The 13,033-nt window shown below is 38.1% G+C and carries 12 protein-coding genes and 2 other annotated features; of the genes, 10 read left to right on the top strand and 2 right to left on the bottom strand.

Annotated features, from left to right (window positions below):
- Positions 1 to 206 precede the first annotated feature (206 nt).
- The 7 genes from NSQ95_RS17950 to NSQ95_RS17920 all read left to right on the top strand — a co-directional run bounded on the left by NSQ95_RS17950 (position 207) and on the right by NSQ95_RS17920 (position 9,715).
- Entirely contained in the window at positions 207 to 1,115 is a 909-nt protein-coding gene (locus NSQ95_RS17950; protein ID WP_340881558.1) for a MerR family transcriptional regulator, read from the top strand.
- A 291-nt stretch (positions 1,116 to 1,406) separates the two neighbouring features.
- Positions 1,407 to 2,186: an SDR family oxidoreductase gene (locus tag NSQ95_RS17945; RefSeq protein ID WP_340881560.1), complete on the top strand. Its 780-nt coding sequence runs from the start codon at positions 1,407 to 1,409 to the stop codon at positions 2,184 to 2,186.
- A gap of 264 nt (positions 2,187 to 2,450) precedes the next feature.
- Positions 2,451 to 4,532, top strand: coding sequence for a catalase (locus tag NSQ95_RS17940; RefSeq protein WP_340881561.1), 2,082 nt, complete (start codon positions 2,451 to 2,453; stop codon positions 4,530 to 4,532).
- A gap of 153 nt (positions 4,533 to 4,685) precedes the next feature.
- Entirely contained in the window at positions 4,686 to 6,026 is a 1,341-nt protein-coding gene (locus tag NSQ95_RS17935) for an FAD-dependent oxidoreductase (RefSeq protein WP_340881562.1), read from the top strand.
- 21 nt (positions 6,027 to 6,047) lie between these two features.
- The gene (locus NSQ95_RS17930; protein WP_340881564.1) at positions 6,048 to 6,593 is read left to right on the top strand and encodes a GNAT family N-acetyltransferase; all 546 of its coding nucleotides are present in this window, start codon (positions 6,048 to 6,050) and stop codon (positions 6,591 to 6,593) included.
- A 61-nt stretch (positions 6,594 to 6,654) separates the two neighbouring features.
- Positions 6,655 to 6,877: a binding site (T-box leader), on the top strand.
- A 37-nt stretch (positions 6,878 to 6,914) separates the two neighbouring features.
- Positions 6,915 to 7,134: a binding site (T-box leader), on the top strand.
- A gap of 51 nt (positions 7,135 to 7,185) precedes the next feature.
- Positions 7,186 to 8,373 carry a threonine--tRNA ligase gene (gene thrS / locus NSQ95_RS17925; protein ID WP_340881565.1) on the top strand — a complete coding sequence of 396 codons (1,188 nt, stop codon included), beginning with the start codon at positions 7,186 to 7,188 and terminating at the stop codon, positions 8,371 to 8,373.
- Positions 8,374 to 8,965: 592 nt separating this feature from the next.
- Positions 8,966 to 9,715 (top strand): GNAT family protein, encoded by a 750-nt coding sequence (locus NSQ95_RS17920; protein WP_340881569.1) that lies wholly within the window; start codon positions 8,966 to 8,968, stop codon positions 9,713 to 9,715.
- Positions 9,716 to 9,737: 22 nt separating this feature from the next.
- On the opposite strand, the gene NSQ95_RS17915 is transcribed toward NSQ95_RS17920, so the two are convergent.
- A complete protein-coding gene (locus tag NSQ95_RS17915; RefSeq protein WP_340881570.1) occupies positions 9,738 to 10,586 on the bottom strand; it encodes a DegV family protein in 849 nt (282 codons plus the stop codon).
- Positions 10,587 to 10,730: 144 nt separating this feature from the next.
- Here NSQ95_RS17915 and NSQ95_RS17910 point away from each other — a divergent pair, with 144 nt between their 5' ends.
- The 3 genes from NSQ95_RS17910 to NSQ95_RS17900 are packed head-to-tail and all read left to right on the top strand — an operon-like array spanning position 10,731 to position 12,444.
- Positions 10,731 to 11,531, top strand: a complete 801-nt coding sequence (locus NSQ95_RS17910; protein WP_340881572.1) for an aminoglycoside adenylyltransferase domain-containing protein — start codon at positions 10,731 to 10,733, stop codon at positions 11,529 to 11,531.
- 3 nt (positions 11,532 to 11,534) lie between these two features.
- A complete protein-coding gene (locus NSQ95_RS17905) occupies positions 11,535 to 12,041 on the top strand; it encodes a GNAT family N-acetyltransferase (protein ID WP_340881574.1) in 507 nt (168 codons plus the stop codon).
- Positions 12,042 to 12,054: 13 nt separating this feature from the next.
- Positions 12,055 to 12,444, top strand: coding sequence for a spore germination protein GerW family protein (locus NSQ95_RS17900; protein WP_340881575.1), 390 nt, complete (start codon positions 12,055 to 12,057; stop codon positions 12,442 to 12,444).
- A gap of 21 nt (positions 12,445 to 12,465) precedes the next feature.
- Here NSQ95_RS17900 and NSQ95_RS17895 read toward each other — a convergent pair whose 3' ends face one another.
- Positions 12,466 to 12,942, bottom strand: a complete 477-nt coding sequence (locus NSQ95_RS17895) for a VanZ family protein (protein WP_340881576.1) — start codon at positions 12,940 to 12,942, stop codon at positions 12,466 to 12,468.
- Between the last annotated feature and the right edge of the window lie 91 nt (positions 12,943 to 13,033).

Raw genomic sequence — 13,033 nt, 5'->3', positions numbered from 1 at the left:
CATAAGTTATACAATTTCATTTGGAATGTATTATGCAAATATACTCTAAGAATCGCTCAGTTTAGAGATATTAGGATGAAGATTTAAAGCTAGAATTTTCTTTTTGGTAGAACTACTGTATAATGTTGAGGGAATGATGTTATACTATAGATTAATTAACAAAAGCAACAACAGCTTTTACATAGAGGCTGAAAGGATGAATATAGATGATGCAAGCTCGCCCAAATAGTAATTATAATATTCAACAGGTGTCTAATGTAACAGGTTTGTCAAAGCAAGTTATTCGAAAATGGGAAGAGCGTTATGACCTGATACAACCTGAACGTTTAGATAACGGCTATCGAGTTTATAGTGAAGAGGATATAAAGAAGCTTTTAAAAGTAAAGGTTCTATCTGAGAAGGGATACTCTCTAAAACAAGCAGTTGCTCAGGTCTTGGAGGAAAAACAATTAGATCATGCCCAAGTGGAGCTACCTATTGAAAATGAATCCTCTTTTCCGGAGTTTAATGATTTTGTTTTTAAGTTGTTGGAGCATGGAACAGATTGCGATGAAATAGAGTTAACGTATACTTTGCAGCAAGCCTACTTTCACTACGGCTTAGAGAATTTTTTAGATAAGGTCGTATTACCCTTTTTACTCGAGGTGGGAAACCGATGGGAAAAGGAAGAATGGGATGAGTATCAGGAGGCTGTTTCTAGTATGATTGTCCGTGATTTCCTAGTGCAAATTCGTCGTAATTTTCATTATAGGGATGATGCGCCGCTGGTGATAGGATGCTGTCTTCCTCATGAAACCCATGAAATACCTGTTCACATTTTATTATTACAATTTATGATGAAGGGATGGAAATCCTTTTTAATAGGGGCTTCTCCTGCACCGGGAGCAATAGAATCAATGGTAGAAAAACTTAAACCACAAAAGGTTCTATTGTCTGCCTCGACAAGCATACCTTTTGAACGCAATCCTAAATTGCTAGCTGGGTTGGACCAGTTTGCTGAAAATCATAAAGAAACTAAATTTTATATAGGTGGAGCAGGGGCTATGCAATACTTTGCCTGCAAGAATTTAAAAAATATAATTTTAGCTAATACGCTAGAAGAAGTCATAAGTTAAAAAAGCTACTTGCTTCCTCATTGGGGAAAGCAAGTAGCTTTTATGTTGCTTATCGCTCAACCGAAGGAAAGAGTCCCCGAGAGCTGAATTCAATTCTACTTGATTATTAAAAAGGCATATTATGCTCATTTAAGTGTTCGTATTTTTTCATAAAAAAGAAATTATGAAGTTAATTCAAATAATAATAAACTACTGAATGAAAAAAGAAAATTGCATAGTACAAGAGAAGATTCATGTGGTATGATAAAATTAGTAACAGGTACTAATAACAGGTTAAAACGGGAGGTTCTTATGAAGGACTTAATACAACTAAAAGATAAAAATGTAGTAGTAATGGGCGTGGCTAATGAGCGAAGCTTGGCATGGGGAGTAGCTAAAACCTTATTTGATGTTGGAGCAAATGTTATTTTTACTTACCGAAAAGAACGCTCTCTAGGGAAAATCCAAAAATTATTAGGAGATAATAATTTAGAGGCTAAGTTAGTAGTAGAATGTGATGTTAATAGCGATGAGAGCATTAAAGAAGCCTTCGAGAAGATCGGTAAGGAAGTAGGAGTGATCCACGGGGTCGTTCACTCAGTGGCATTTGCTCATGCGGAAGATTTAAAAGATGATTTCATTAAAACTTCGAGAGAGGGTTATGCGTTTGCTCAGGATACTAGCGCGTATTCTTTAATTGCTGCAGCAAGAGAAGCAGCTCCTTTTATGACAGAGGGTGGAGCTATTGTCACCATGTCCTATCTTGGAGCAGAGCGCGTTTTAGAAGGATATAATGTTATGGGCATTGCTAAAGCATCCTTAGAAGCATCTGTAAAATATTTGGCAGTAGATTTGGGCAAGCAAAACGTTCGTGTCAACGCGATATCTGCTGGAGCCGTTCGAACTTTAGCGGCTAAGGGTATCTCTTCTTTTAACACGATTTTGCATAAAATAGAAGAAACTGCTCCTCTTAAACGAAATGTTACTCAACAAGAAGTTGGAGAAATGACGGTTGCACTTCTTGGTAACTTATCACGAGGTGTCACTGGAGAAATAGTGTACGTAGATGGTGGATACAATATAATGGGTTAAATACAAGCAATGGTTGATATTCTCAGCTTTAGCTTCAGAGTGTAAGCGATATACCTCGAGAGATATATATAATCTCTTGAGGTATTTTTTTAGTTAGTAAATGAGATAAATTTATTCATGTTTTCAAATTCTATCTTTCCCACGTAGAAATGAAATCAATCATACTTCCCTCATTCATATATTAATAGAAACTATGCGCTTTAAAGCTCTAAACTAGTTACTAATTTAGAAAGATTATAATAAAGAAGTTTTTTTACTAAAATTATGGGTAATTATCCTATAGAAGCAATTTATATTAGAGGAGGACTTCGATTGGATAATAAAGTAAATGAAAACAGTAAAAATGAACAATTAGAACAATTTCGAGCAGTAGATAAAGACAAAGCTATGACAACTAATCATGGGTTAAAAGTTTCTGAGGATGAATTTTCTTTAAAGGCTGGAGATCGTGGTCCAACACTTATGGAGGATTTTCATTTTAGAGAAAAAATGACGCATTTTGATCATGAGCGAATTCCAGAGCGAATTGTTCACGCTAGAGGTTACGGAGCACATGGAGTATTTGAAGTGTACGAATCCATGAAGCCTTATACAAAAGCGAAGTTCTTACAAACACCTGGTTCTAAGACCCCTGTCTTTGTAAGGTTTTCGACAGTTGCTGGTTCCCGCGGGTCAGGTGAGCTAGCGCGTGATGCTCGAGGTTTCTCGACTAAATTCTATACAGAAGAAGGAAACTACGATTTAGTGGCTAACAATATTCCTGTCTTTTTCATTCAAGATGCTATTAAGTTTCCAGATTTAGTCCATGCTATGAAGCCAGAGCCTCATAACGAAATGCCTCAAGCAGCTACGGCACATGATACATTTTGGGATTTTATAGCGAACAACCAGGAATCGGCACATATGATTATGTGGGCAATGTCAGATCGAGCAATTCCTAGAAGCTATCGCATGATGGAAGGCTTTGGTGTTCATACTTTCCGATTTGTCAATGAAGAAGGAAAGGCTCACTTTGTTAAATTCCATTGGAAGCCATTGCTTGGAACTCACTCGGTTGTGTGGGATGAAGCACAAAAGATTAATGGTAAGGATCCCGACTTCCACCGCCGTGATTTATATGAAGCAATTGAAAAGGGAGACTATCCAGAATACGAGTTTGGCGTGCAAATTATTTCAGAAGAAGATGAGTTCTCTTTTGACTTTGATATATTAGACCCTACTAAAATTTGGCCGGAGGAAGAGGTGCCGGTTAAACGTATAGGAAAAATGACATTAAACCGAAACGTTGATAATGTATTCGCGGAGACAGAACAGGTAGCATTCCATCCAGGTAATGTCGTTCCTGGTATTGACTTTACCAACGATCCTCTTTTACAAGGAAGATTGTTCTCTTATACGGATACACAGTTAATAAGACTTGGTGGTCCTAATTTCCACGAACTTCCGATCAATCGTCCGGTTTGCCCTTTCCATAATAACCAGCGAGATGGATATGGAAGACAAACGATTAACGTTGGACAAGTTAGCTATCACAAAAATTCACTTGCTAACAACACGCCTGCGCCAGTGAGCGAAGCAGAGGGCGGATATGCTCACTATCAAGAAAAAATAGATGCTCGTAAGGTAAGAGCACGTAGCGAAAGCTTTAAGGATCATTTTACTCAAGCTACAATGTTCTGGAATAGTATGAGTAAGCCAGAGAAGGAACACATAATTGAAGCATTTAGCTTTGAGCTTGGTAAATGTGTAGAGAAGTCGGTACGTACTCAAGCATTAGAAATGATTGCAAACATAGATTTAGAAATGGCGAGCAAAGTTGCAGAGAATTTAGGAATGGTTATTCAAGGAACTGCTGAGAATAAAGTAACCAAATCTTCACCAGCCTTAAGTCAGCTAAATACAGTAATGAAGCCTGATACTAGAAAAATAGCAATTCTCGTAGGAGATGGCTTTGATGAAGAGTTATTGAGCTTTATGGAGGCTTTAAAAGCAAAAGGAACTCTTCCTATGGTCGTGAGTGATCATCATGGAAGTGTAACTGGAGCAAATGGTGCAAGTTTACCAGTAGATCACACCTTCTTAACAGCAGATTCCGTTTTATTTGACGCAGTCTATGTGGCAAGTAATGATGGAACAACACCTGCATTTAAGAAAAATGCCATGTTATTTGTCCAAGAAGCATTTACACATTATAAGCCTATTGGATCTACCTTTAGTGGTGACGAGCTTCTAGAAGAAATGGGACTTGTAGGTCAAGTTGGTGTGTTAGCAAATGATAAAGTACACTTTGTAGATGAGTTCATCAATGCAGTGGCGGCGCATCGCTTTTGGGATCGTGCGGTTTAATCAAATTACAGTTAAAGAGGTATGTCCTTTAAGACAGGGCATACCTCTTTTGATTGAGATTAACTTAAGGAAATTAAGGGCATTATTAACTTATAGAAGGAACATTATCATCTAAACGAGAAGTAATAAAAAGAGAGATGAGGAGGAGAATGTATGCATTATGTCATTATAGGCGGAGATGCAGCTGGTATGAGTGCTGCAATGGAGATTTTTCGCAACGATTCTACAGCTCAAATTACGACTTTAGAAAAAGGAAATATTTACTCATACGGACAATGTGGCCTACCATATGTAGTTGGAAAAAAGATATTTTCTACGACAGATGTAATTGCAAGAAGTGTAGAGATGTTTCGAACGAAATACAAGATTGATGCAAAAATAGGACATGAAGTAACTGAAGTAAACCATCTGAACAAAACAGTTGCAGGGAATGTATTAGTAACTGGAGAAAGATTTGAGGTTAAGTATGACCGATTGTTGGTAGCAACAGGTGCTAGCTCCGTTGTACCTGACTGGGAGGGTACACAACTAGATGGGATACATACGTTTAAAACCATTCCACAAACCGAGGCATTGATAGCGGATTTAGAGGCTGTAAATCACGTTACGATTATCGGTGGAGGATATATTGGTTTAGAAATGGCAGAAAACATAAGAGAAATTGGTAAAGAGGTCCGAGTAATTCAACGTGGAGATCGACTAATGCCAATTCTTGATCCAGAGATGTCAGACATATTACTACAAAAGGCAAAGGAAAAACATGTGGAGGTCAAACTAAATGAGGAGGTTAAATCCTTTACGGGGAAGACACGAGTCCAAGCGGTTGTAACTGACAAAGGGACATACTCAACAGACTTAGTGTTAATAGCTATTGGCATAAAACCTGCAACTAATTTCCTTAAGGAGACAGGAATAGAGACTCTAGCGAATGGAGCCATAATCGTAAATGAATATTTGGAAACAAGTATTCCAGATATTTATGCGGCAGGAGATTGCTCCACTCATTTTAATCGTTTGAAACAAAAAAACGATTATGTCCCGCTAGGTACTACTGCCAATAAACAAGGTAGACTTGCAGGATTCAATATGATTGGAGAAGAAATACCATTTAAAGGTATTGTCGGTACCTCTATTATGAAATTCTTTGAATTGTCTATTGGTAGAACCGGACTGTCAGAGGAGGAAGTAAAGGAACTAGACATTCCTTTCGACACAAGTACGATTGAGGCCAGTGATATTGCAGGTTATTATCCTGGTAAAGAGTTAATGCAGATAAAACTCCTTTATCGTAAAGAGGATCAATTGCTTCTAGGTGGTCAGATTGTTGGTGGGCAAGGAGTAGACAAGCGCACCGATGTATTAGCAACTGCCCTTTACCACAGCATGAAGCTCCCCGATTTATTAGACCTGGACCTATCGTACGCTCCACCATTTAACGGTGTATGGGATCCTTTGCAGCAGCTTGCTAAAAGAAACTTCGATAAGAATAAATAAAGAAAAGTGGGAAATTGAGAGATGGAAATAGAGACAAAGGAATTTAAGGTTAGAGATATCTCGTATAAAATCAGATCGGCTAGTCAGCTCGATGCAAAACAGCTGTCCGAGGTCAGGGTTCAAATCGACGGGGAGACGGAGAATCTAGATAGAGAACAAGGGGAAGCATTCATTGATGTCACAGGCTTTGAGAAGCTAATTGAGGATGACACCCTTTCCGTGAACAATCTCTTTTTAGTCGCAGAGATTGAGGGGAGGATTGTTGGCTTTTCTAGATGTGTAGGGAACGGCTTAACGCGGTTTGCGCATAAAGTAGAATTTGGTGTGTGTGTCTTAAAAGAATATTGGGAGCTGAGTATCGGTACCAACTTCTTGAAGGAGTCGATCGCTTGGGCTGATGCCAATAGTATCAAAAAAATCTCATTAAATGTATTACATACAAACGAAAAAGCGATTTCCTTATATAAAAAGTATGGTTTCGAGGTAGAGGGTATATTAAAAAACGATAAAATTTTAAGGGATGGGAAATACTATCACACGGTTGTGATGGGACGTTCTTTCATTTAAAATAAAATTTAGTTGACTATTCTAAACTTATTGAATATACTATTGAAAATTAATTTATGTTATTTAGGCAAAGAAAAGGACATGAGTCATTTCAATAAATTTCTTATTAGAGAGCAGGGTCATTGGCTGAAAGCCCTGTAAGAAAAACGAATGATTTACCGCCTTGGAGCTATTATGGGGAACAACTAGTATCCATAATCGGGAAACCGTTATCTTTTTAGAGAGCCGTATTTTTTATTCGACGGCAAAATTAGGGTGGAACCACGACCACGCTCGTCCCTTTACCGGGACGGGTGTGTTTTTTTGTATATACAATTTTATATTTAAGCTATGAAAAGGACATGAATTATTCAACAATTTCTAATTAGAGAGCAGGGTCATTGGCTGAAAGCCCTGTTAGAAAGGCGAATAGTTTACCACCTTGGAGCTATTATGGGGAACAACTAGTATCCATAATCGGAAAACCGTTATATTTTATGAGAGCCGTATTTTTTAATGTCGGCAAAATTAGGGTGGAACCACGACCACACTCGTCCCTTTACCGGGATGGGTGTGGTCTTTTTATATTTAACCAAAACTAGGAGGAATTATAATGTCAGTAAAAGCCGAGGAAAGATTAAGTCATCAAAAATTAGGTCAGCAATTAGAATTATTTATGTCCATGGAGGAAGCTCCCGGTATGCCATTTTATCTACCAAAAGGAATGGTCTTACGAAATGAACTAGAAAATTTATGGAGAGAGAAGCATCAGAGAGCGGGCTACCAGGAGATAAAGACTCCTATCATGATGAAGCAGGAGCTTTGGGAGAAGTCGGGACACTGGGATCATTACCATGAAAATATGTATTTTGCCGATGTGGATGAACAAAAGTATGCGATAAAGCCAATGAACTGTCCAGGAGCAGTTTTAATCTTTAATAGTAAAAGAAGAGGTTACCGAGAACTTCCAATACGGTATGCAGAGCTCGGATTAGTACACCGTCATGAGCTTTCGGGATCTTTGAATGGTCTATTACGTGTTAGAGCATTTACTCAAGACGATGCCCATCTGTTTGTTCTAGAGGAGCAAATTGAAGGTGAGCTTGCGAAGGTGTTAGATCTAGTGGATGAATTCTACCGTGAATTTGGATTTAGCTATAAGGTGGAGCTATCAACTCGTCCAGAGGATTTTATGGGTTCTGTGGAAGCATGGGACCAAGCAGAAGAAGCACTAGAATCGGTATTGAAGAGTAAACAGGTTGAATATCAAGTAAACGAGGGAGATGGAGCTTTTTACGGTCCTAAAATTGACTTCCATATACTCGATTCACTTGGACGTAGCTGGCAGTGTGGAACAGTTCAGCTTGATTTTCAAATGCCGGAAAAATTTAATTGTCAGTACGTCGATGAAAACAACCAACTTCGTCGTCCTATCATGATTCATCGAGCGATCTATGGCTCCATTGAACGATTTATCGCGATTCTATTAGAACACTTTCAAGGTAATTTTCCACTTTGGCTAGCCCCAGTTCAAGTGAAGGTATTGCCTATCGCAGATGCTCATCTAGCTTATGCGGAAGAAGTAAAGTCGCAGCTAGAACAAGAAGGCTACCGGGTAGAAGTAGATGAACGCGTAGAAAAGATTGGATTGAAGATACGAGAGGCAGCCATGCAAAAGCATCCGTATATGCTGATCATCGGTGACCAGGAAATGGAGAATCAAGTTGTTTCCGTTAGGAAGCATCGAGTAGGAAGCCTTGGTGACATGGGGATAGAAACATTTATTGGACAACATCTGTGAGAGTAAAGGTGTTGTGGTAAGTGGATTGGATGACGGATTGTCGTAAATTATCAGGTGATTGTCGTACAGTATCCAGGCATTGTAGTAATCGGAGGCTGGATTGTCGTAAATCAGGTCAAAGGGATAGAGCAGGCGAGAGATTGTAGTAAATTATCAGGTGAATGTCGTAAAGTATCCAGGCATTGTAGTAATCGGTGGGTGGATTGTCGTAAATCAGGTCAAAGGGATAGAGCAGGCGAGAGAATGTAGTAAATTATCAGGTGAATGTCGTAAAGTATCCAGGCATTGTAGTAATCGGAGGGTGGATTGTCGTAAATCAGGTCAAAGGGATAGGGCAGGCGAGAGATTGTAGTAAATTATCAGGTGAATGTCGTAAAGTATCCGGTCATTGTAGTAATCCGAGGCTGGATTGTCGTAAATCAGGTCAAAGGGATAGGGCAGGCGAGAGATTGTCGTAAATTATCCGGTGATTGTCGTAAACGAAGAGTTAATTGTCGTAAAATAGTCCGGCGGCGCTATAGGTCTTTTCAGAACAACAAAAAAGGATTTTATGGCCATCATCTCGAATAAACTCTCGATAGGGAGTGTCGTCATGGCTAAATGGATTATATTGTTTGCTGGAGTAGTTATATTAGGGATTAATGCTTATGGTGTTTATGATATGTACCAGCCGAAAGTTGGCCCTATTGGAAATGGAGAAATATCATCACATGTTTGGATAAGCATCTTTATTAGTTTCTTGTCAGGGATAATTTTCATTGCTCAATTCTTTGTATTATTTGCCTATGATCAACGCAATAAAAGGTTTCCTAGAATGGAAACGACACGGTTTATACTGCGCCAAATAGAACTAAGCGATGCAAAAGAGGTTTTCCATTATTTCTCTCAGGATGAGGTTATGAAATACTATGATCTGGATGTCTTAAATGATGTTAGCGAAGCAAGAAGGATAATAAAGAACTGGCAGAAAAAATATCATAAAAATGAGGGCTTGCGTTGGGGGATAGCTACTAAGGAGAACAATAAGATTATAGGGAGCTGTGGCTACCATAATTGGGAAAAGGAACACTATAAGGCTGAAATCGGGTTTGAGCTCACACCAGAATTTTGGAGAAGGGGAGTAATGACAGAGATTTTGCAGCCTATACTTACCTATGGCTTTGAAAATATGGAGCTTAACAGAATTGAAGCACTCTATGATCCGGAAAATAGTGCATCGAAAAGAACTTTGGAGAAGGCAGGATTTATATATGAGGGAACATTAAGAAAATCGGCATTTGAAAAAGGGCGGTTTTGCGATGCTGCTATTTGTTCCTTATTAAAAGAGGAGTTTGCTAAATAGCAAACCCCCTCGATTGAATCTATTAATATCTGACCCAGCTAAGTCCTGTTGTACCTTCTCCCGCATGCACTCCTACACAAGCGCTTAGTGGGATAACGATTACCTTTAGCTTAGGGAATTCTTGTAAGATTTCTTCTCTCCAGGTTTTAGCATCCTTAACATTGTTGCAGTTGATTACGGCAACTTCTGGAACTTCAGCTATTTTCATGTCTTTTCGAAGTAGCTCCATTACATAATTTTTAGCTCTTTTATCTGCACGGACTTTTTCTTTCATAACCACTTTTCCTTCATCAAAGGAAATGACTACTTTTATATTTAAGAGATTACTAAGAAAAGCTTTCGTGCCGGACACACGACCGCTTTTATGAAGCTGAGTCAAGCTAGAAGGAATAAAGGATAACTCGGAGTTATTTGTCATATTTTCAATATGGGCTACAACTTCTTCTACATCATGTCCTTCTTCTACCATGCTTTTTCCAACCTCTAGCATTTTGACCATCGGATAAGAACCTATTTTAGAATCAATCGAATACACTTTAAAGTTGGCTAGTTCAGAAGCAGTTTGTGAGCTGTTATAAGTTCCTGATAGCTCACTAGACGTATGAACTGCTACTGCACAGTCATATCCCTGTGCTTTTAAATCTTCATATAGTTGCACCATCTCGCCAATTGGGGGCTGAGAGGTTTTAGGATGGACTTTTGCGGTTCTTAATTTGTCATAGAATTCATCATGTGTCATATCAATTGTTTCCTTGAAGGCACCTTCTTCAAAAACAATATTTAGCGGTAAGACATGTATATTATGTTTTTCAATAAATGATTGTTCCAATAAAGCAGCAGTGTCAGTAATCCAAGCAACATTTTTATTCACAGTATGATAATCTCCTAAAAAAAATTATTTGTTAGCGCTAATGTACCTTAGACTAGTTTTTAGTAATAGTGTTACTTGTCATGTTTTGTCGAAATTTCGGAACCTGGGACATATTTTGAACATATTTAGAAGGGGAGAAGAACTTTGGGTTATTTAATATCTCAGTCTGCGCATAACTTACTGCAATTATATTTACCGCAATTAAACACAAATCTACCTAAGACTTTAATAGAAGGAGTTTATCTGTATGGCTCCATTGCTTTAGGAGCTTTTGATGAGAAGAAGAGTGATATTGACTTTATTGTTTTATTAAAAAGAGAGATGAATGAGAAAGAAATAGAAATAATAAAGGACATTCATTTTCAATTGTCTAAAGAAGAATTAGGTTCTCGGATGGATGGTATGTATATTCAAACAAAGGACCTTGGTAAAACCAATAATCTTCTTCAGCCGTATCCATATTGTTCAGAAGGTTTAGTTGAGGTAGGTCATTGGGACATTAATCATGTAACTTGGTGGGTGTTAAAGGAGCATGGAATTGTATTGCAGGGGACAGCCATTCAGGAGCTAAATATCCCTACTGAATGGGAAGACGTCTTGGAAACGTTAAAATACAATATAAATCATTATTGGTATGAGAAAGCAAAAGAAATACCAGATTCAGTGCCTGATGAAGTGGTGGAGGCTGTTACAGCTACTATTTGCAGAATTCTTTATTCACTCGAATATGAGCAGATTATTTCAAAAAAAGAAGCACTGGGAAAAGGATTAAGTATGCTGCCAAATGTTTGGCATCCCTTACTAAAAGAAGGAATGAGAATTCGCTCTTTAGAGCAGTCTGCGTCGTTATTTGAAACAGAAAAATCACGTGCAGAGGCTTGTAGAGATTTAATATTGTACGCACATGAAATTTGTAATGCACGCTATTTTTCTCAGGAGGCATAGAACATGGAAATTAGAAGGTTAACATCTGATGATGCCAGGGCTTATTGGGAGCTTAGGCTTGAGGCACTGCAAAATAGTCCCGAAGCATTCGGAACTAGCTATGAAGAGGCTATTCAAAGAGAAAACCCCATTAAGAGAGTAAGAGCTAATTTCAAGGTAGACGGAAATTATACCTTTGGGGCATATGAAGGAACAAGATTAATAGGTATGGTCACCCTCTTACAAGAAAGTACTTTAAAAATGAAGCATAGAGCAAATATTTTTGCGATGTATGTTAGCCCGCTAGGAAGAAGAAAAGGAATAGGGAGATCTTTGATGGAGCAGGCCATTAAACAAGCAAGAGAAACTTATGAGATAGAAAAGATTAATCTAACAGTTGTTGCCGACAATAAGTCTGCCAAAAATTTATATCTTCAGTTAGGTTTTAAAGTATTTGGAATAGAAGAAATGGCTTTAAAAGTTGAAGATGTTTACTACGAGGAACATCACATGACACTTATCCTAAAATAAAGGAGATGACATTATGGAAGAAAAGTTAAAAAGCGATGTAAAGCTACCGTGGCTTCAAACTCCCGTACGTGCGATATTCGAAAAGTTCTCTCGAGAAAAAGACGTTTCTCTAATATATGGAGAGCCAATTGTGTTGGATAATAAAAAAGTTTTACCCGTTGCCAAGGTTAACTATTTTGTGGGTGGAGGTGGCGGAGGTGGAACTGAGATTACGGATGAGCAAAATTCAAGTGGCCAAGGAGAAGGAGCAGGTGGTGCCTTTTCGGTAAAACCGATAGGAGTATATGAAATCACCGCTGAGAATGTGAAATTTAAACCTATCCTTCCGATAAACCAAATACTTACAGTATTCTCCGTAGTTACGCTAGGAATTGCTTTCTTGCTAATAAAAAGACGTAAATAGTTAGATAGAAAACGCTTCCCTTTAGGGGGTAGCGTTTTTTCTGTGCTTTATACGTTGTACTAATGTTAATACTAGCATGGCAAAAATTGCACCACTTGTATCTAGTAGGACATCTTGAAAAAGAGCGGATCGTCCACTCGTAAAGGATTGATGGAATTCATCAGCAGCTCCAAGAAGAAAGGTAATGAATATTGCCACCAGTTTTCGGTATTTTAATCTTTTAGACAAAGCAATATGAATGGCTACGCTAATCAAACCAAAATAAAAGAAGTGTGTGCCTTTTCTTATTAAGAATTCAACAAATGCATAGTAGCCACGTTCCTCGACAGAGACATTAAATCCCCAATATGGAATATGAAATAAAGATAAAAAGGACTCCAATGGCTTATTCGGAAGCCAGTTTTTAAGCACAGTCTCTAAAGACTGCTGCTCGGACGTCTGTCCAGAAGCAATAAATACAAAGAGAATTAAAAGTAAAAGTGGGATAAATTTTTTCATATAAAAACAGTAGCATAAATATAAGAGAAATCAAAATGATTAAAGATTGATAGTAAGGAAAGAAAATAGACGGACAAGCTTCTATCATTCG

The organism is Psychrobacillus sp. FSL W7-1457 (assembly GCF_038593405.1).
Classification (GTDB): domain Bacteria; phylum Bacillota; class Bacilli; order Bacillales_A; family Planococcaceae; genus Psychrobacillus.
This window is presented reverse-complemented; position numbering and strand designations above follow the sequence as displayed.

What these genes read in the sequence shown, in the direction of transcription:
- thrS (WP_340881565.1), top strand. Translation starts at nt 7,186, where the DNA reads ATGTCAGTAAAAGCCGAGGAAAGATTAAGTCATCAAAAATTAGGTCAG.
- NSQ95_RS17950 (WP_340881558.1), top strand. Translation starts at nt 207, where the DNA reads ATGATGCAAGCTCGCCCAAATAGTAATTATAATATTCAACAGGTGTCT.
- NSQ95_RS17900 (WP_340881575.1), top strand. Translation starts at nt 12,055, where the DNA reads ATGGAAGAAAAGTTAAAAAGCGATGTAAAGCTACCGTGGCTTCAAACT.
- NSQ95_RS17940 (WP_340881561.1), top strand. Translation starts at nt 2,451, where the DNA reads ATGGGTAATTATCCTATAGAAGCAATTTATATTAGAGGAGGACTTCGA.
- NSQ95_RS17920 (WP_340881569.1), top strand. Translation starts at nt 8,966, where the DNA reads ATGGCTAAATGGATTATATTGTTTGCTGGAGTAGTTATATTAGGGATT.
- NSQ95_RS17905 (WP_340881574.1), top strand. Translation starts at nt 11,535, where the DNA reads ATGGAAATTAGAAGGTTAACATCTGATGATGCCAGGGCTTATTGGGAG.
- NSQ95_RS17895 (WP_340881576.1), bottom strand. Translation starts at nt 12,942, where the DNA reads ATGAAAAAATTTATCCCACTTTTACTTTTAATTCTCTTTGTATTTATT.
- NSQ95_RS17930 (WP_340881564.1), top strand. Translation starts at nt 6,048, where the DNA reads ATGGAAATAGAGACAAAGGAATTTAAGGTTAGAGATATCTCGTATAAA.
- NSQ95_RS17945 (WP_340881560.1), top strand. Translation starts at nt 1,407, where the DNA reads ATGAAGGACTTAATACAACTAAAAGATAAAAATGTAGTAGTAATGGGC.
- NSQ95_RS17935 (WP_340881562.1), top strand. Translation starts at nt 4,686, where the DNA reads ATGCATTATGTCATTATAGGCGGAGATGCAGCTGGTATGAGTGCTGCA.